Annotated in this window: 19 protein-coding genes; 5 read left to right on the top strand and 14 right to left on the bottom strand. The window is 55.3% G+C overall.

Annotated elements, in window-relative coordinates; genetic code table 11:
• Positions 1 to 55 precede the first annotated feature (55 nt).
• On the top strand, positions 56 to 1,009 hold the full coding sequence (gene metR / locus JTI98_RS05515) for an HTH-type transcriptional regulator MetR (protein WP_216082014.1): 954 nt from the start codon (positions 56 to 58) through the stop codon (positions 1,007 to 1,009).
• On the opposite strand, the gene bioP is transcribed toward metR, so the two are convergent.
• From bioP to pldB, 3 genes are all read right to left on the bottom strand, one after another.
• Positions 897 to 1,796 carry a biotin transporter gene (gene bioP / locus JTI98_RS05510; protein WP_130098229.1) on the bottom strand — a complete coding sequence of 300 codons (900 nt, stop codon included), beginning with the start codon at positions 1,794 to 1,796 and terminating at the stop codon, positions 897 to 899. The two genes, metR and bioP, sit on opposite strands and share 113 nt — an antisense overlap.
• A gap of 80 nt (positions 1,797 to 1,876) precedes the next feature.
• Positions 1,877 to 2,677, bottom strand: coding sequence for a sugar/pyridoxal phosphate phosphatase YigL (gene yigL / locus JTI98_RS05505; RefSeq protein WP_042998819.1), 801 nt, complete (start codon positions 2,675 to 2,677; stop codon positions 1,877 to 1,879).
• An 8-nt stretch (positions 2,678 to 2,685) separates the two neighbouring features.
• Positions 2,686 to 3,708, bottom strand: a complete 1,023-nt coding sequence (pldB, locus tag JTI98_RS05500; protein ID WP_042998818.1) for a lysophospholipase L2 — start codon at positions 3,706 to 3,708, stop codon at positions 2,686 to 2,688.
• Between the two features lie 236 nt (positions 3,709 to 3,944).
• Here pldB and rhtB point away from each other — a divergent pair, with 236 nt between their 5' ends.
• Positions 3,945 to 4,565 carry a homoserine/homoserine lactone efflux protein gene (gene rhtB, locus JTI98_RS05495; protein ID WP_042998817.1) on the top strand — a complete coding sequence of 207 codons (621 nt, stop codon included), beginning with the start codon at positions 3,945 to 3,947 and terminating at the stop codon, positions 4,563 to 4,565.
• A 42-nt stretch (positions 4,566 to 4,607) separates the two neighbouring features.
• Here the strand turns inward: rhtB and rhtC are convergent, their stop codons facing one another.
• The 3 genes from rhtC to pldA all read right to left on the bottom strand — a co-directional run bounded on the left by rhtC (position 4,608) and on the right by pldA (position 8,078).
• Entirely contained in the window at positions 4,608 to 5,228 is a 621-nt protein-coding gene (gene rhtC, locus JTI98_RS05490; protein ID WP_042998816.1) for a threonine export protein RhtC, read from the bottom strand.
• A gap of 66 nt (positions 5,229 to 5,294) precedes the next feature.
• Entirely contained in the window at positions 5,295 to 7,124 is a 1,830-nt protein-coding gene (gene recQ, locus JTI98_RS05485) for an ATP-dependent DNA helicase RecQ (RefSeq protein ID WP_044258305.1), read from the bottom strand.
• An 84-nt stretch (positions 7,125 to 7,208) separates the two neighbouring features.
• On the bottom strand, positions 7,209 to 8,078 hold the full coding sequence (pldA, locus tag JTI98_RS05480; RefSeq protein WP_058587314.1) for a phospholipase A: 870 nt from the start codon (positions 8,076 to 8,078) through the stop codon (positions 7,209 to 7,211).
• Positions 8,079 to 8,242: 164 nt separating this feature from the next.
• Here pldA and yigI point away from each other — a divergent pair, with 164 nt between their 5' ends.
• Together yigI and rarD are read left to right on the top strand one after the other, a co-directional pair.
• On the top strand, positions 8,243 to 8,710 hold the full coding sequence (gene yigI, locus JTI98_RS05475) for an acyl-CoA thioesterase YigI (protein WP_042998813.1): 468 nt from the start codon (positions 8,243 to 8,245) through the stop codon (positions 8,708 to 8,710).
• Between the two features lie 43 nt (positions 8,711 to 8,753).
• The gene (gene rarD / locus JTI98_RS05470; RefSeq protein ID WP_042998812.1) at positions 8,754 to 9,647 is read left to right on the top strand and encodes an EamA family transporter RarD; all 894 of its coding nucleotides are present in this window, start codon (positions 8,754 to 8,756) and stop codon (positions 9,645 to 9,647) included.
• A 91-nt stretch (positions 9,648 to 9,738) separates the two neighbouring features.
• Here the strand turns inward: rarD and corA are convergent, their stop codons facing one another.
• From corA to JTI98_RS05430, 8 genes are all read right to left on the bottom strand, one after another.
• Positions 9,739 to 10,689 (bottom strand): magnesium/cobalt transporter CorA, encoded by a 951-nt coding sequence (gene corA, locus JTI98_RS05465; RefSeq protein ID WP_042326126.1) that lies wholly within the window; start codon positions 10,687 to 10,689, stop codon positions 9,739 to 9,741.
• A 154-nt stretch (positions 10,690 to 10,843) separates the two neighbouring features.
• Entirely contained in the window at positions 10,844 to 10,900 is a 57-nt protein-coding gene (gene ysgD / locus JTI98_RS05460; RefSeq protein ID WP_212723238.1) for a YsgD/CorL family protein, read from the bottom strand.
• Positions 10,901 to 11,048: 148 nt separating this feature from the next.
• On the bottom strand, positions 11,049 to 13,211 hold the full coding sequence (gene uvrD / locus JTI98_RS05455) for a DNA helicase II (protein ID WP_216082013.1): 2,163 nt from the start codon (positions 13,209 to 13,211) through the stop codon (positions 11,049 to 11,051).
• Positions 13,212 to 13,297: 86 nt separating this feature from the next.
• A complete protein-coding gene (gene yigB, locus JTI98_RS05450) occupies positions 13,298 to 14,014 on the bottom strand; it encodes a 5-amino-6-(5-phospho-D-ribitylamino)uracil phosphatase YigB (RefSeq protein ID WP_216082012.1) in 717 nt (238 codons plus the stop codon).
• On the bottom strand, positions 14,014 to 14,910 hold the full coding sequence (gene xerC, locus JTI98_RS05445) for a tyrosine recombinase XerC (RefSeq protein ID WP_181627970.1): 897 nt from the start codon (positions 14,908 to 14,910) through the stop codon (positions 14,014 to 14,016). The genes yigB and xerC overlap by 1 nt, the downstream gene beginning before the upstream one ends.
• The gene (locus tag JTI98_RS05440; RefSeq protein ID WP_042998808.1) at positions 14,907 to 15,614 is read right to left on the bottom strand and encodes a DUF484 domain-containing protein; all 708 of its coding nucleotides are present in this window, start codon (positions 15,612 to 15,614) and stop codon (positions 14,907 to 14,909) included. Before JTI98_RS05440 ends, xerC begins: the two co-directional genes overlap by 4 nt.
• A complete protein-coding gene (gene dapF, locus JTI98_RS05435) occupies positions 15,611 to 16,435 on the bottom strand; it encodes a diaminopimelate epimerase (RefSeq protein ID WP_044258296.1) in 825 nt (274 codons plus the stop codon). Before dapF ends, JTI98_RS05440 begins: the two co-directional genes overlap by 4 nt.
• A gap of 36 nt (positions 16,436 to 16,471) precedes the next feature.
• Entirely contained in the window at positions 16,472 to 16,675 is a 204-nt protein-coding gene (locus tag JTI98_RS05430; RefSeq protein ID WP_042326113.1) for a lipoprotein, read from the bottom strand.
• 138 nt (positions 16,676 to 16,813) lie between these two features.
• Here JTI98_RS05430 and cyaY point away from each other — a divergent pair, with 138 nt between their 5' ends.
• On the top strand, positions 16,814 to 17,134 hold the full coding sequence (gene cyaY / locus JTI98_RS05425) for an iron donor protein CyaY (RefSeq protein ID WP_042998806.1): 321 nt from the start codon (positions 16,814 to 16,816) through the stop codon (positions 17,132 to 17,134).
• Positions 17,135 to 17,161: the final 27 nt, after the last annotated feature.

The raw sequence follows: 17,161 nt of genomic DNA, 5'->3' as shown, positions 1-17,161 counted from the left end.
CAGTTACTGTATATTCCTCAAGCGCAATTTGTTCATGCCGAAGTGAAGGACTTTCATGATCGAGATTAAACACCTGAAAACGCTCCAGGCGTTGCGGAATACCGGGTCACTGGCAGCCGCCGCGGCGACGCTGCATCAGACCCAATCCGCCCTGTCTCACCAGTTCAGCGATCTGGAACAGCGCCTTGGCTTTCGGCTATTCATACGTAAAAGTCAGCCGCTGCGTTTCACCCCACAGGGTGAGATCCTGTTGCAACTGGCCAGTCAGGTTCTGCCACAAATTAACCGCGCGTTGCAGGCCTGCAACGAACCACAACAAACCCGTCTGCGTATCGCCATTGAGTGCCATAGCTGTATTCAGTGGTTGACCCCGGCGCTGGAAAACTTCCGCGCCAAATGGCCGCAGGTGGAGATGGATTTTAAATCCGGCGTGACGTTTGACCCCCAACCGGCGCTCCAGCAGGACGAGCTCGATCTGGTGATGACCTCTGACATTCTGCCGCGCAGCGGGCTGCATTATTCTCCGATGTTTGATTTTGAAGTTCGCCTGGTGCTGGCACCCGAGCATCCGCTGACCAGCAAAACGCAGATCACCCCGGAAGATTTAGCCAGCGAAACGCTGCTGATCTATCCGGTACAACGCAGTCGACTGGACGTCTGGCGTCATTTTCTGCAGCCCGCAGGGGTCAGCCCGTCACTGAAAAGCGTGGATAATACGCTGCTGTTGATTCAGATGGTGGCGGCAAACATGGGCATTGCTGCCCTGCCGCACTGGGTCGTAGAGAGTTTTGAACGCCAGGGTCTGGTCGTGACCAGACCCCTGGGAGAGGGCTTATGGAGCCGCCTGTACGCCGCCGTGCGTGATGGCGAGCAGCGCCAGCCGGTGACTGAGGCGTTTATTCGATCGGCGCGCAATCACGCCTGCGATCATCTGCCGTTTGTTCGGAGCGCGGAGCGACCCACTTTCGATGCACCCACAGTGAAGCCAATATCACCATCGCACCTGTAATAAAACTTGGCCAGTGAGGCTGTTGGTGCCAGATAGCCAGGTTGACCAGCAGCCCTGCGGGCACATGCATATTGTTCATAATACCCAGCGTCCCCGCATCAACCTGTGTCGCGCCGTAGTTCCACATAAAGTAGCCGATGCCTGAAGCGGCCACGCCCAGGAACACCAGAATTCCCCACTGGAGCGTGGTTTCCGGCATTTTCTGCGCATTGCCCAGCATGGACCAGGCAACTACCGCCACCAGAAACGCGCCGATGTAAAACCATGCAAAGGCGTTATGCTGGGGCATCGGGCGCGTCTCCATCAGGCGTTTATAGCCCACCATCCCGATGGCAAAACTGATGTTGGAAAGCTGTACCAGCAGCAGACCAGTCCAGAAGTGATCGGTCACCTGGTCATAACGAATAATCCCTGCGCCAATCACCGCCAGCAGCGCGCTAAACGCATACCCCCAGCGCAGCCGCCGTTTACTCATCAGATCGTAAATCAGCGTGATATAGAGCGGCGTCAACACGGTAAACAACAGCAGTTCAGAGACAGTCAGATAGAGATAAGCGTGGAAACTCAGCATATACATGATGCCAAGCTGCATGGCTCCCACCAGCATATAAAGCCCGATAGTTTTCAGGCTGTGCCCGCGCGTACGCAGGAAAGGCAGGAATACCAGCGCCGCCAGACCGACCCGAACCAACACGGCAAAGTAGCTATCGACGTGCCCGGCAAGGTATTCCCCGAACAGGCTGAAGGAGAAAGCCCACAGGATCGTGGTAATGATCAGTAACGCCACAATGGATATCTCGTAGAATATGGAGTATCCATTGTAGCGGAGAGTTAAGTTGACAACTGATTAATTAATCAGCATTCATCTTAGCGTAAGAAGAGATCGCGCAGATAATGCGGCACCGCATCGTCGATATTAGAGCCGATCACTTCCAGTTCCGGATGCAGATCCTTCAGGCGTTGATGCGCCCCGGCCATAATGCAGCCTTTGCCTGCCATTGACAGCATTTCAGCGTCGTTCATCCCGTCGCCAAAGGCGATGCAGTCTTTGAGGCTGTAACCCATCGCGTTGGCGACCGCCTCCAGCGCATGGCCTTTTGACACGCCGCCCGCCATCACTTCCAGACAGGTGAGCGTGGAGAAGCTCACGTTCACCCGATCGCCCCAGCGCGCATTAATAGCCTGTTCCAGCGGCAGCAGGACGTCATGAGAATGACTGGTGAAGAACACTTTGCTGACGCCTTCCGGCTCCAGTAAACCCGGTTCAAACAGCGAGTAATGGAACACCGCCTCTTTGAAAAATCGCATTTCATCCGGACGATGGCGGTTCATAAACCATTCGTCATCGCGATAGACGTTAGTGATGATATCCGGGTTCGCGTTCACCACCCCAAACAGATCGCTGGCAATATCGCGGTCCAGATTATGGGTAAACACCAGATTGCCATCCATATCATGCACACGCGCGCCGTTGGAGGTAATCATATAGCACTTAATCTCCAGATTATCGCGAATCTGCCCCACATCGACATGATGTCGACCGGTCGCAAAGACAAAGTTAACGCCGCGTGCGGTCAGCAGCTTCAATGTCTCTTTCGCGTAGGGGGATAGGGTATGGTCGGGAGAAAGCAGTGTGCCATCTAAATCAGACGCAACAATCTGATACATATAAAAATTCAACCTCTGAGCAAAGCGGTTTCCGCTGATGAGTTATGCTTGTTGAAAAAATCAACGATAGCCTGAAGCGCAACTGAGCGCATAGCGTCCTTTTCAAAAAGGATCTCATGGTAAGCGCCTTTAATGACCAGCGGATGCCCCCCTTCGACAGGATGGCCCGCTGCGGCGCGGAGTTCACAAAAACGTTCGTGCATGCGGTTATCCACCACACGCTCTTCTTCGGCCTGAATCAGCAGAGTTGGCGTGGCGTCATCGCCCGCGCCTGCCAGCACCTGTTCAGCCGCCAGGATGCCTTCCCGTACCCAGTGAAAGGTCGGGCCGCCGACGCGCAGCTGCGGCTCATCGGCATAAAAACGTAAATTACGCCGATAGCGTTGTCGACTGTGCGTTAATAAATTCATGCCAAAGGGCAATGCCCGCCAGCGTCCGGTGCCGATCGCATACCCTTCCCGGATACGCTGATGACCTTCGGCCCAGTCGAGGATATGGCGTACCATCCAGTCCGGCAAACGCATCACAATACCAAACATTGGCGCGCAGAGCGCGATCGCATCGCACTGATGCGGATGGCGCTGCAAAAACAGCGTCGCAATCGCCCCGCCCATCGAGTGTGCCAGAATATAACGTTTACGCCACGGTCCCGGCTGCACTTCTTGTCCCCAGAACGCCGATAAATCATCAACATAGTCGTTGAAATTGTCGACATGACCGCGATTAGGATCCGATAGCATACGCCCGGAACGCCCCTGACCGCGATGGTCAATAATGAGGACATCAAAGCCCAGATGAAACAGGTCATACGCCAGTTCAGCGTACTTTACATAGCTTTCAATTCGCCCCGGACAGATGACAATGACACGATCGTTATGCGCTGCGCGAAACCGGACAAACCGCACCGGCACCCGACCGACGCCGGTCAATTCCGCTTCCTCACGCTGACGCCAGAAGTCTGTCAGTGGCCCCATGGAAAAAGCCGCAAACGCGTTTTCTCTCGTTTCCCAGTCTTTTTGCTGCTGAAACATCGGGTATCCAGCCTCGTTTACCAGGTAAAAATCGTTTTTTTAGTCATGTCTGACACAACACCGCAACAGTAGCGTATTGTGGCATATACCCGTCATACTTCAAGCTGCAGATGCGTTGGCTTTCCTCGCTCATCCCCGTCATGTACTCCCTGTACGCGCCTGGGATTTCGCTGCGTCGCCGCCTTTGTGCAACTCGAATTATTTAGTGTATTTAAAGTGCAATCAGGGAGTTTCTCATGACTTTTGAATGGTGGTTCGCCTACCTGCTGACATCCATAATTTTGAGCCTTTCGCCCGGTTCCGGCGCCATCAATACCATGACGACTTCCCTTAATCACGGCTATCGTGGCGCAGTGGCGTCGATTGCCGGGTTACAGGCCGGACTGGGCATTCATATCGTGCTGGTCGGCGTCGGTCTGGGCACGCTGTTTTCACGCTCCGTCATCGCCTTTGAGGTGCTGAAATGGGCGGGCGCGGCCTATCTGATTTGGTTAGGCATCCAGCAATGGCGCGCCGCCGGTGCGATTGATCTGAATGCTATGGCCCAGACCCAGTCGCGCGGTCGCCTGTTTAAACGCGCCGTATTCGTGAACCTGACAAACCCTAAAAGCATCGTCTTCCTGGCGGCCCTTTTCCCCCAGTTCGTGATGCCAAAAGAACCCCAACTGATGCAGTACATCGTGCTCGGTGTAACCACTATTGCAGTCGACATCGTGGTGATGATCGGCTACGCCACGCTGGCGCAGCGTATCGCGTTGTGGATCAAAGGACCGAAACAGATGAAAGCGTTGAATAAAATCTTCGGTTCGCTGTTTATGCTGGTGGGGGCACTGCTGGCGTCGGCGCGCCACGCCTGACCGGTTGCCGGATAGCAACTGGCACGTATCCGGCACGAAGACTTAGCGCGAAATGATCAGATGGATACCGAATCCCGCGAACAACGCCCCAGCAAAACCGTCGATCCATTTCGCCATACGCTGGTAGCCACGACGCATTTTCGGCAGCGCAAACAGGCTGGCAACCACGGTAAACCACGCGAAAGTCTCAACGATAATCAGCACGAAAATCCCCCAACGCGCGGCAGTACCGACGCTGTCGCCGACAAACAGAGAAAAGACCGAACCGAAGTAGATGATGGCTTTCGGGTTAGCCAGGTTCGTCAATAACCCTTTCAGGAAACTGCGACCGCTTTGCGCCAGCTCAACCTGCGGCGTGGGTGCCGCGACATCCTGCTTTTTTAACGCGCCACGCAGCATCTGGTAGCCCATCCAGCACAGATACAGGCCGCCGCCGACCATGATAATAGTGTGTAACCAGGCCATTTTTTCAATGATCAGATGCAGGCCGAGCAGCGCGATGCCCGCCCAGACCATGACGCCACAGGTAATGCCCAGCACGCCCATCATCGCTTCTTTGCGCGAGCGGCTGACCGCCGTCTGCGAGACAAAAAAGAAATCCGGCCCTGGGCTCATCAGTGCCACAATGTGCACCATCGCCACGGTGAGAAATAACATTAACATGATGAAAATACTCGCGGGGGAAACAGTTCAGTGAGTCACCATCCTGGCACTTTTTTGCCCGGCTGACTACTCTTCGTCGTCACCATCGACGTGCGCGCGGATCAACGCCATAAACGCTTTACCGAAGCGTTCCAGTTTGCGCATTCCCACCCCGTTGACGCTGAGCATTTCGCTCGCGGAAACCGGCATCTGTTCCGCCATCTCGATCAGCGTGGCGTCGTTGAAGACGACGTATGGCGGGATATTCTCTTCATCAGCAATGGCTTTACGCAGCTTGCGCAGTTTAGCGAACAGTTTGCGATCGTAATTGCCGCCGAAAGATTTCTGCATGACGCGCGGTTTCAGGGCGACAATACGCGGCACTGCGAGTTGCAGGGCGACCTCGCCGCGCAGCAGCGGACGTGAAGCATCGGTGAGCTGTAGCGCGGAATGCTGGGCGATATTTTGCGTAACGAAGCCCAGGTGAATCAACTGGCGGATCACGCTCACCCAGTGCTCGTGACTCTGCTCGCGCCCCATACCGTACACCTTGAGTTTGTCGTGGCCGAGTTCGCGAATACGCTGGCTGTTAGCCCCGCGAATCACTTCCACCACGTAACCCATCCCAAAACGCTGGTTTACCCGACCAATGGTCGAGAGCGCAATCTGTGCGTCCTTCACGCCATCATACTGTTTTGGCGGATCAAGACAGATATCGCAGTTGCCGCACGGTTCCTGACGCCCTTCACCGAAGTAGTTAAGCAGCACCAGCCGACGACAGGTTTGCGCCTCGGCAAACGCGCCCATCGCGTTCAGCTTGTGCCGTTCGATATCCTGTAGCTGTCCCTGCGGTTTTTCTTCCAGGCAGCGGCGCAGCCACGCCATATCCGCCGGATCGTAAAACAGCATCGCCTCCGCGGGCAGGCCGTCTCTCCCGGCACGACCGGTCTCCTGGTAGTAGGACTCAATGTTGCGGGGAATATCGAAATGCACCACAAAACGCACGTTAGGTTTGTTGATGCCCATGCCAAAAGCGACGGTCGCCACCACGATTTGCAGGTCGTCGCGCTGGAATTTCTCCTGCACGTCGGCGCGGATGTGATTTTCCAGCCCTGCATGGTATGCCGCGGCGCTAATGCCCCGGCTTTGCAGACGCGCGGCGGTGTCTTCCACTTTCGCACGACTGTTACAGTAAATAATCCCGGATTTACCACGCTGTTCCTGCACGTAACGCATCAGTTGATCGAGCGGTTTAAACTTCTCCATCAGCATGTAGCGAATGTTCGGACGGTCAAAACTGCTGATCTGGATTAAGGGATCGTTCAGCCCCAGCAGACGAACAATATCCAGCCGCGTGGTTTCATCAGCGGTCGCGGTCAGCGCGACAAATGGCAGTGTAGGAAAACGCTGTCTGAGCTGGCCGAGTGCGGCATATTCCGGGCGGAAATCATGTCCCCACTGCGAGATACAGTGCGCTTCGTCCACGGCCAGTAACACCGGATTCCAGTGCGCCAGGTGCTCAAGGAAGTTATCCAGCATCAGGCGTTCAGGAGCGATATACAGCAGACGGATTTGTCCGGTACGACACCCCGTCATCACTTCAAGCTGCTGCTCGCGGGTTTGCGTCGAATTCAGACAAGCGGCCGCCACGCCGTTCGCCAGCAGTTGGTCGACCTGATCTTTCATCAGGGAAATCAGCGGCGAAACCACCACGGTCAGGCCGTTGAGCAGTAAGGCAGGGATTTGATAGCAGAGGGATTTTCCGCCCCCGGTCGGCATCACGACCAGGCAGTCGCGCCCCGAAACGACGGTGTCGATGATCGCTTCCTGACCCGGGCGAAACTGCTGGTAGCCAAAGGTTTCTTGCAAAACCTGCTTAGCTCCAGATTCCAGATTCAACACTTCCGCCTGCGCCACATTAACCCCGTTCGCTTAAATCAAAACAGGCGCTATTTTCAGCGCCTGAGGGAGAAACTGCAATGTTTAAAACACAATCATCGATCAGAAGATATCGTTGAGCATCACACCCACACCGACGCGCGTCTGATTAAAGTTATAGTCGATCAGCGATTCGCCATACCCGCTATATACCTGGGTATAGAGACGAATATGCTTCGTCATCGGATAACTCAGCCCCAGCTCCGCGCCGCCGTAACCGGTATTCCAGTTGTACTGGCCCTTCGCGCTCAGGACCGCATCGCCCAGGTGATAGCCGACCTTAAGCTGGTAATAGCCCATGTATTTGGTGATATCCGGGTTATCGTCGGTACTGCCGATGACGTACCACGGTTTAACCTCTACCAGCCAGTTGCCATTTTCCGCCATCAGGCGCGTGTAAAGACGGTTCCAGCTACGTGATGTCGGATCGGAACGCCCGTTCGAATCATGGTTGTACCCCATTTCCACGTCGCGCAGCGTCCATCCGGCAACGCGGTAATCGGTAGCAAAACCCAGGAACAGCTGCGGTTCATAGTTGGTTTCACGAAACGGTGACGACTCTTCTGTATTGGATAACTGCCACCAGGACTTCTGCGTATAAGAAGCGCCCAGAACCGAATTCGACCCCATGATCCCACGCCAGATCGGAAACGCCAGGCTCAGCTGGAACTTCACTTCATCTTTGCGGGCATTTTCGGACCAGTTGTAGGAACTGATCGCTTCTTTGTTCATGTCGCTGGTATTGGTGTAGATCAGATAGTTCGTATCGTAGGGATAGAGCGTAAAAGGATTATCATGCTCCTGCAGCATATTGGCGATAATACTGCCCCGCACCGCCGGTGCATCATGAACCTCTTTCACCGTCGCCTCTTGCGCATACGCCGCCAGCGGCAGCAGTGCTGCTGGTAGCAACCAAGCCAGAATCGCCCGCATTCTTGTTGTTCTCCTGAACGAAAGATTTTTGATTTGTCTATTATTCTGCCAACCATTTTACATATTTACACACATCCTCGTTAGTTATCCCGTCTTAAAGTGGAAAACAACATTTAAGAAGCATAACATCAACATTTCATTAACCAATGGAGTGTTGGAATCGTATGTCTGCCGTACTGACTGCTGAACAAGTCCTGAAGCTTGTGGGCGAAATGTTTGTCTACCACATGCCGTTCAACCGGGCGCTGGGCCTGGAACTGGAACGCTATGAGAAAGAGTTTGCCCAACTGGCGTTTAATAATCAGCCGATGATGGTGGGAAACTGGGCGCAAAGCATACTGCATGGCGGGGTGATCGCCTCTGCGCTGGACGTGGCTGCCGGGCTGGTGTGTGTCGGCAGTACTCTGACGCGCCATGAAACCATCAGTGAAGACGAACTGCGCCAGCGGCTGTCTCGCATGGGGACCATCGATCTGCGCGTAGACTACCTGCGTCCGGGTCGGGGCAATCGCTTTACCGCCACCAGCAGTCTGCTGCGCGCCGGGAATAAAGTCGCCGTCGCGCGTGTGGAATTACACAACGAAGAGCAGCTTTATATTGCCAGCGCCACCGCCACTTATATGGTGGGGTAAAAACAGGTAAACTGTTGTTACATTTCAGACATGAGTTTTCCCGATGGATGCAAAACAAACGCGGCTGGGCGTGTTACTCGCGCTTGCCGCCTATTTTATTTGGGGGATCGCTCCGGCGTACTTCAAGCTAATTTATTATGTCCCCGCAGATGAAATCCTGACCCATCGCGTGATCTGGTCGTTTTTCTTTATGGTGGCGCTGATCAGCATTAGCCGGCAGTGGTCGAGCGTAAAAGCGTTGCTGAAAACACCGAAAAAGATCTTCCTGTTGGCGCTCTCGGCGGTACTCGTGGGGGGCAACTGGCTGTTGTTTATCTGGGCGGTAAACAACCACCATATGCTGGAAGCCAGCCTGGGTTATTTTATCAACCCGCTGGTGAACATTGTGCTGGGAATGCTTTTCCTCGGTGAACGCTTCCGTCGGATGCAGTGGCTGGCGGTAATTCTGGCGACCTGTGGCGTTCTGGTGCAGCTCTGGACCTTCGGTTCACTGCCCGTCATCGCGCTGGGACTGGCGTTCAGCTTTGCCTTTTACGGTCTGGTACGCAAAAAAATCGCCGTTGAAGCGCAAACCGGGATGCTGGTGGAAACTTTGTGGCTGTTGCCTGTTGCCGCCATCTACCTGTTCGGTATCGCCGACAGCTCAACCAGCCATATGGGGCAGAACCCGATGTCGCTCAACCTGCTGCTGATTGCCGCCGGGGTGGTGACCACGGTTCCGCTGCTGTGCTTTACCGGTGCGGCGACACGCCTGCGCCTTTCTACGCTGGGCTTCTTCCAGTACATCGGCCCGACGCTGATGTTCCTGCTGGCCGTCACGTTCTACGGTGAAGTGCCGGGCGCGGATAAAATGGTGACATTTGCCTTTATCTGGGTCGCACTGGCGATCTTCGTGACGGATGCGATTTATACGCAGAGACGGGGACGTCGGAGTTAGGGGGGTTGCCGGATGGCGGCTGTGCCTTATCCGGCCTATGATGATGTACTTTCTGTAAGCCGGATAAGCGAAGCGCCATCCGGCATAACCATTACAGCCAGTTCTTCCGTTTAAAGTACAGATACGGTGCCAGACCGGCGAGCAGCATAAAGATAATCGCGCCCGGGTAGCCAAAGCTCCACTTCAGTTCAGGCATAAACTCAAAGTTCATCCCATAGCTGGAGGCCACCAGCGTCGGCGGCAGGAAAACCACGGAAACCACCGAGAAGATCTTGATGATTCGGTTCTGCTCGATGTTGATAAAGCCCATCGCCGCCTGCATCAGGAAGTTCACTTTCTGGAACAGGGATTCATTGTGCGGCAGCAGGGATTCGATATCTCGCAGGATCTCGCGCGCCTGTTCCAGTTGTCCGCCCGGTAAACGCGCCTTGCGGACCAGGAAGTTCAGCGCACGCTGGGTATCCATCAGACACAGGCGGACTTTCCAGCCGATATCTTCCAGTTCTGCCAGCGTCGAGAGGGCTTCATCGTACTCATCGCCCTGGTGCCCTTCCATAATCACCCGACTCAGCTCTTCCAGATCGCTGTAGATGTTTTCGATTTCATCCGCCAGCTGTTCGATTTTGGTTTCGAACAGATCCAGCAGCAGTTCATAGGCGTTACCGTCAACCATGGCCTGGCTGCGGGCGCGCATACGATACAAACGAAACGCGGGCAGCTCACGTTCACGCAGGGTAAACAGGCGACCATCGCGGATGGTGAATGCCACAGTGGAGTTACCCGCGTGGTCTTCTGCATCTTCGAAGAAGAAAAAGGAGTGGATGTGCAGACCGTCTTCGTCTTCGAAGAAACGGGCGGATGCTTCGATGTCTTCCAGTTCAGGACGGGTCGCCAGGCTCTGGCCCAGCTCAGATTGTACGCGCAGTCGCTCGTCGTCGTCGGGCTCGACCAAGTCGACCCAGACGGCATCAATCAGGGTTTGTGACTCTTCGACTTCCAGCCGGGTGAGTCGGTTATTTTCCAGTTGAAATGCGCTCAGCATGACCGGGACTCCCAATGCTTAAAAATATCGGACAGTTCGGTGGGCACACAGAAACAAATTGGGTTTCAGACCATTAAACAGCCTGACTCAGCGCGACGGGAAAAAAGAGAAGGTCGCTGACAACCGCTAAGGCTATCAGCAAAAAGGGATAGCCTTAGGAGTTGATCCTGGATGACAGGATAATGAGCCAGTATCTACTGGGTGTGTCCAAGGCGAATGTCCTCTTAGCGTAATCGTGCGCGCATGTTACGCCAGCAAAAATTTGCCGTCAACACGCAACGAAACGCGAAAAAGTAATAATTTCCCCTTATGCAGAAAGGTTAGCAGAGGGGGAAATTAAAGTGATAGTTATCTATAAGTTAGACCGTTTCTAACTTCGCATACGCAGCAACGAGCCATTTAATTCCCTGTCCCTGGAAAGCCACCTGCAACCGGCTGTGTTCGCCGCTGCCCTCCAGATTCACAATGGTGCCCTCGCCGAACTTAGCATGGCGCACACGCTGGCCCAGCTTGTAACCGGTGTCGTTTTCCGCCATCGGCGTCCCCATCCGCTGATGGCTCACCGGACGGCTGATCGTTGCACGCAGACGGACCTCTTCAACGCACGCTTCCGGCAACTCACCGATGAAGCGCGACGGACGGTGATACACCTCTTTGCCATACAAGCGACGCGTTTCGGCATAGGTTAGGGTCAGTTTCTGCATCGCACGGGTCACGCCGACATAGGCCAGACGACGCTCTTCTTCAAGGCGTCCGCCCTCATCCAGTGACATCTGGCTGGGGAACATCCCCTCTTCCATCCCGACGATAAACACCTGCGGGAACTCCAGCCCTTTCGCCGAATGCAGCGTCATGAGCTGTACCGCATCCTGCCAGGTATCCGCCTGCCCTTCGCCCGCTTCCAGCGCCGCATGGGAGAGAAATGCCTGCAACGGCATCAGATCTTCGTCTTCGTCGTTGTAACTGTACTGGCGCGTCGCCGTCACCAGTTCCTCTAAGTTCTCGATGCGGGTCTGACCTTTCTCGCCTTTCTCCTGCTCGTACATCATGCGCAGGCCGGAATCTTTAATCACCCGGTCAGTCTGCACGTGCAGCGGCATATCTGCCGTTTCCTGCGCCAGTGCGTCAATGAGTTCCATAAAGCGTTGCAGCGCACTGGCGGCACGACCGGCCAGCGCTTTTTCCTGCAACAGCTCGCGGCACGCCTGCCACAGCGTGAGCTGGCGATCGCGTGACGTCTGGCGCACCACGTCCAGCGTCCGATCGCCAATCCCGCGCGTCGGGGTATTCACCACACGTTCAAAGGCGGCGTCATCATTGCGGTTCGCAATCAGGCGCAGATAAGAGAGCGCATCTTTGATTTCCTGACGCTCGAAGAAGCGCATGCCGCCGTATATGCGGTACGGCATACTGGCCTGTAGCAGCGCCTCTTCCAGCACACGCGACTGGGCGTTACTGCGGTAGAGAATAGCGCACTGTTCCAGCGCGCCACCGTTGTCCTGCCAGGTTTTGATCCGGTTGACGACAAAGCGCGCTTCATCCAGCTCGTTAAACGCGCAGTAGAGTGAAATGGGCTCGCCTTCGACGCCATCGGTCCACAGCTTTTTACCCAGACGCCCATTGTTGTTCTCGATCAGAGCGTTCGCCGCGCTGAGAATATTACTGGTTGAGCGGTAGTTCTGCTCAAGACGGATGGTTTGCGCACCGGGGAAGTCGTTCAGGAAGCGCTGGATGTTTTCTACCTGCGCGCCGCGCCAGCCGTAGATCGACTGGTCGTCATCGCCCACGATCATCACTTTGCCGGTATCGCCAGCCAGCAGACGGATCCAGGCATACTGGATGTTGTTGGTATCCTGGAATTCGTCCACCAGGATATTCGTGAAACGTTCGCGGTAGTGCTGAAGAATATGCGGTTTGTTGAGCCACAGCTCATGCGCGCGCAGCAGTAGTTCGGCAAAATCCACCAGCCCCGCACGATCGCACGCTTCCTGATAGGCCTGATACACCTTCTGCCAGGTCTGCTCAATCGGGTTACCGAAACTCTGAATATGATGTGGGCGCAGACCTTCGTCTTTCTGTCCGTTGATGTACCACATCGCCTGACGCGCCGGCCACTGCTTCTCGTCGAGGTTCATCGCCTTAATCAGACGCTTGAGCAGACGCAACTGGTCTTCGCTGTCGAGGATCTGAAAATCCTGCGGCAAATTCGCATCCATGTGATGCGCGCGCAGCAATCGGTGCGCCAGACCGTGGAAAGTGCCGACCCACATGCCGCCCTGGCTGGTGCCCATAATCTGGCCGATACGGTGACGCATCTCCGCCGCCGCTTTATTGGTAAAGGTTACCGCCATAATCGAATACGGCGAGTTATTTTCTACCGTCAGCAGCCAGGCGATACGGTGTACCAGTACGCGTGTCTTACCGCTCCCTGCCCCCGCGAGAACCAGCATGTTGCTACGTGGCGCGGCCACCGCTTCGCGCTGTTTATCATTGAGGCTGTCGAGCAGATAAGAAACGTCCATTGGCACCGCCGCATTAAAAGAAGTAGGGCGGATAAGCGTCGCGCCATCCGCCAAAAAGCTGTGTATTTATACAGAACTGCTGGTGATTATATCAGCGAGGTTAGAGATGCCAACTGTGAAATCTCAATATGTGGCAGTAAGCGGCTGTCAAAAGTGTGCATCAGGTCGGCATTTTCCGGTTTAATCCAGCAGGCCTGCAACCCACTGCGGATCGCCCCGGCAACGTCGGTCGTCAGATCATCGCCCACGTGCAGGATCTCGCCGATCGGCACAGTTAACTTTTCCGCCGCCAGGAAGTACATATCACTGAACGGCTTTGAGCGTCCGTCCGGACCGGCGCGCAGCACAAATTCGAAATAGTCGCCGAGGCCGAACAGCTCCGGCTGCGCGTTGCCGTTGGTGATCGCCACCAGCGGCCACTTTCTCGCTAACGCTTTCAGCGTGTCGTGCGTCTCTTGCGGGACATCGACCTGACTGCGCCACTTCGCAAAGTTCATCATCGCGGCATTCGCCCCCGCAACCGCCTCCTGCGCGGAGAGTCCGGCGTTTAGCATGGCACGCTCGACGGCGCGATGACGCCAGCGGGTGACATCGTGGTAAATTTCCGGCTCCGCTTCCCGTACCGCCTGACGCAAGCGTTGCAGATCAGTATTTTGCAGCGTGCGTAGCGCCGGATGGTAGTTTTGCACAAAGGAGAGCGCTTCCTGTTCGGTGCGCTGGATAACCGGGCGGTTATCGTAAAGAGTGTCATCGAGATCGAACGTGATCGCCGAGATGGGTCCTGGAGACCGGTAAAAACGCATTATTTCCCCCGTTTGGCGCGTGGATGCGCCGCATCGTACACCGAGGCCAGGTGTTGAAAATCAAGATGAGTATAGATTTGCGTGGTCGAGAGGTTGGCGTGTCCCAGCAGTTCCTGTACGCCTCGCAGGTCACCGCTCGATTCCAGCATATGCGTGGCAAACGAGTGGCGCAGCTTATGCGGATGCACGTGGCTGTTTAACCCCTGCTTAATGCCCCACTCGGCAAAACGCTTTTGCACGTTGCGCGCGGAAATACGGTTGCCCAGCTTCGACAGGAACAGCGCGTCTTCCTCGCTGCCAAACAACCCGCGCAGATCCAGCCAGTGCTCAATCCACACCACCGCATTGCGACCAATGGGCAGGCGACGCTCTTTGCTGCCTTTCCCCATCACCCACACTTCACCGCTGTCGAGATCCAGATGTTTGATGTCCAGCCCCACCAGCTCCGACAAACGCAGACCCGCACCGTACATCACCTCCAGCATCGCACGGTCGCGCACGGCGAGCGGATCGTTAAGGTCGATATCCAACAAACGGTTCACATCATCAACATCGATATTTTTCGGCAAATGGCGCGGCGCTTTGGGTGCCTGTACCCCTTTCGCCGGATTGGCTTTCAGCTTGCCTTCGCTAACCATCCAGTCGAAGAAGCTGCGCAGAGCAGAGAGGCGTAGCGCGAGACTCGCAGGGCCAAGTCCTTTACGGCGGCTGCGCACCGCAAAACTGCGCACCATTGCAGCGTCACATTGTTGCCAGCTTTGCAGTCCGGTTTCTCCGGCTAAAGCGATGATGGCATCAAGCTGACGCTGATAGTTTTTCAGCGTGATGGGGCTAAGCTGGCGTTCTACGCCCAGATAGCGCAGAAATCGGGTGACATCGGTGGCAAAGTCCGTCATACGCGTTCAATCCAGCGCTCCAGCAGATCCGGCATCATCAGCGCGATTTCATGCAGGAGTTGCGTTCCCTGGCCTGCCTGATAGTGATGCGTGTCGCGGCTGCTGAATAAAATGACGCCCAAATCGCCGTCACGTCCCAGCATCGACATCGCCACCGAACCAATCGCCTTCGCTTCCGGCAACACCACCAGCAATTCCGGACCGTTTAAGGTGCCCAGATAGTGCTGCTCCTGCCCCAGCCGCTGAATACGCAGCGGTTCGAAGGCCTGGCGGCTTAACGCCAGATGGGTATAGCTTGACGGCGCGCCGAGACGCCAGCGATCGGGAAACAGGCGCACCGTGGCACCGGCAAGGCCCAGTTCACGCGCCCAGCGATGAAAGCGCATCAGCATATCGTCCAGGCTGGTCGCGGCAACCAGACGTCCCTGCAAATGCAACAGGCGATAAAACAGGCTTTCGTTGGCATTCGCCTGCGCCATCAACAGCGACATATTTTCTTCAAGGACGTTAATGTGATTACGCGCGCGGGCCATGTGCCACTCAACGAGCGAGACGGTGCCCCGCACCGGGTGCGGCACCCGCATCGCTTCCACGGCATGCGCATTGCGGATAAAAAACTCAGGGTTTTTCTGCAGATAGTCGACGACCGCCCGGTCATCGAGTTCCGTAAGCGTTTCCTGTAGTTCTTCCCCTGGCTGCTTCATAGATGGATAAACCCGTCATAGACATGTGCCGCCGGGCCAGTCATGTATAACGGATGACCCGGACCTTTCCAGGCGATATCAAGGCGACCGCCCGGTAATTCCACGCGGACCTCTTCCGCCAGCAAACCTTGCTGAATGCCGACGGCGACGGCCGCGCACGCGCCGCTCCCACAGGCCTGTGTCTCTCCCGCGCCGCGCTCATAAACGCGTAGGCGAATATGCTCGCGTTTCATGATCTGCATAAAACCGATATTGGCCCGTTCAGGAAAACGTTCGTGACTTTCCAGAATCGGTCCCAGCGTTTCCACCGCCGCCGTATCAACATCGTCGACCTGAATCACACAGTGCGGATTACCCATTGAAACGACACCGCACAATATTGTCTGTTCCGCCGCTCGCATAATATAGGTCTTTTCCGCTTTGTTAGCGCGAAAAGGCACCTGCGATGGCTCAAAATTGGGTTCACCCATGTTGACGCGCACCAACTCATCGTCCGTCACGCTCAACACCATCCGCCCATTCGCCGTACTGACGCGAATATCACGTTTGTTGGTTAACCCCTTGAGGCGCACAAAACGGGCAAAACAGCGCGCGCCGTTACCACACTGCGACACTTCACTGCCGTCGGCATTAAAAATGCGGTAATGAAAATCCAGCTCAGGATCGTACGGAGGTTCAACCACCAGCAGTTGATCAAACCCCACCCCCAGATGCCTGTCAGATAAACGACGGATCAATTCTGGCGAAAAAAAGACATTCTGCGTTACCGCGTCGACGACCATAAAATCGTTGCCAAGGCCATGCATTTTAGAGAATTGCATTATTCACTCCGTTCACGCGGGTACAGAAACACACCGTCAGTAGTTCACCTGGGAAGGCCCATCTCCCGTGGCACGATCGTTTTGATCGGGCGTGGTGGATTGCGTTTGTGTATCAACCGGTTTAGTCGGCGGCGGTGCATTTTTATCAGCCGGAGGGAAATAGAGCGGCCCTTTAAGGCCACAACCCGTCAGGCTGAACAGAGTGAGAAGAACAGCGAGTGCCTGAAAGACGTTTTTCATTATGGATTGCCTGTAAGTTCATACTTTCTGTTTTCTATCATCGCAGGAGAAGGCGTAAAAGCAAGAGTTTGCCTGTAATCTGCAACGCGATTTGTTTCAGGTTATACTGCCGCCATCACGAAAAAACGGGAAACGACAATGAACGACAGTGAATTTCATCGCCTGGCCGATACCTTGTGGATGACCATCGAAGAACGTCTTGACGACTGGGACGGCGACAGCGATATCGACTGCGAAATCAATGGCGGCGTACTGACCATTAGCTTTGAAAACGGCAGCAAAATCATTATTAACCGTCAGGAACCGCTGCACCAGGTGTGGCTGGCGACCAAACAGGGCGGCTACCATTTTGACCTGAAAGGGGATGAATGGGTTTGCGACCGGAGCGGAGAAACCTTCTGGGATCTGCTGGAACAGGCGGCAACGCATCAGGCGGGCGAAGAAGTCAGCTTCCGTTAAGTCTTATTTGCCGGATAACATCCGGCA

Origin of the sequence: Citrobacter sp. MGH 55 (assembly GCF_016906145.1) — a bacterium.
GTDB lineage: Bacteria > Pseudomonadota > Gammaproteobacteria > Enterobacterales > Enterobacteriaceae > Citrobacter_A > Citrobacter_A amalonaticus.
This window is presented reverse-complemented; position numbering and strand designations above follow the sequence as displayed.

What these genes read in the sequence shown, in the direction of transcription:
- JTI98_RS05440 (WP_042998808.1), bottom strand. Translation starts at nt 15,614, where the DNA reads ATGAAGCAGCCAGGGGAAGAACTACAGGAAACGCTTACGGAACTCGAT.
- xerC (WP_181627970.1), bottom strand. Translation starts at nt 14,910, where the DNA reads ATGACGGACTTTGCCACCGATGTCACCCGATTTCTGCGCTATCTGGGC.
- metR (WP_216082014.1), top strand. Translation starts at nt 56, where the DNA reads ATGATCGAGATTAAACACCTGAAAACGCTCCAGGCGTTGCGGAATACC.
- JTI98_RS05430 (WP_042326113.1), bottom strand. Translation starts at nt 16,675, where the DNA reads ATGAAAAACGTCTTTCAGGCACTCGCTGTTCTTCTCACTCTGTTCAGC.
- corA (WP_042326126.1), bottom strand. Translation starts at nt 10,689, where the DNA reads ATGCTGAGCGCATTTCAACTGGAAAATAACCGACTCACCCGGCTGGAA.
- pldA (WP_058587314.1), bottom strand. Translation starts at nt 8,078, where the DNA reads ATGCGGGCGATTCTGGCTTGGTTGCTACCAGCAGCACTGCTGCCGCTG.
- rarD (WP_042998812.1), top strand. Translation starts at nt 8,754, where the DNA reads ATGGATGCAAAACAAACGCGGCTGGGCGTGTTACTCGCGCTTGCCGCC.
- rhtC (WP_042998816.1), bottom strand. Translation starts at nt 5,228, where the DNA reads ATGTTAATGTTATTTCTCACCGTGGCGATGGTGCACATTGTGGCACTG.
- yigI (WP_042998813.1), top strand. Translation starts at nt 8,243, where the DNA reads ATGTCTGCCGTACTGACTGCTGAACAAGTCCTGAAGCTTGTGGGCGAA.
- rhtB (WP_042998817.1), top strand. Translation starts at nt 3,945, where the DNA reads ATGACTTTTGAATGGTGGTTCGCCTACCTGCTGACATCCATAATTTTG.
- yigL (WP_042998819.1), bottom strand. Translation starts at nt 2,677, where the DNA reads ATGTATCAGATTGTTGCGTCTGATTTAGATGGCACACTGCTTTCTCCC.
- dapF (WP_044258296.1), bottom strand. Translation starts at nt 16,435, where the DNA reads ATGCAATTCTCTAAAATGCATGGCCTTGGCAACGATTTTATGGTCGTC.
- yigB (WP_216082012.1), bottom strand. Translation starts at nt 14,014, where the DNA reads ATGCGTTTTTACCGGTCTCCAGGACCCATCTCGGCGATCACGTTCGAT.
- cyaY (WP_042998806.1), top strand. Translation starts at nt 16,814, where the DNA reads ATGAACGACAGTGAATTTCATCGCCTGGCCGATACCTTGTGGATGACC.
- pldB (WP_042998818.1), bottom strand. Translation starts at nt 3,708, where the DNA reads ATGTTTCAGCAGCAAAAAGACTGGGAAACGAGAGAAAACGCGTTTGCG.
- uvrD (WP_216082013.1), bottom strand. Translation starts at nt 13,211, where the DNA reads ATGGACGTTTCTTATCTGCTCGACAGCCTCAATGATAAACAGCGCGAA.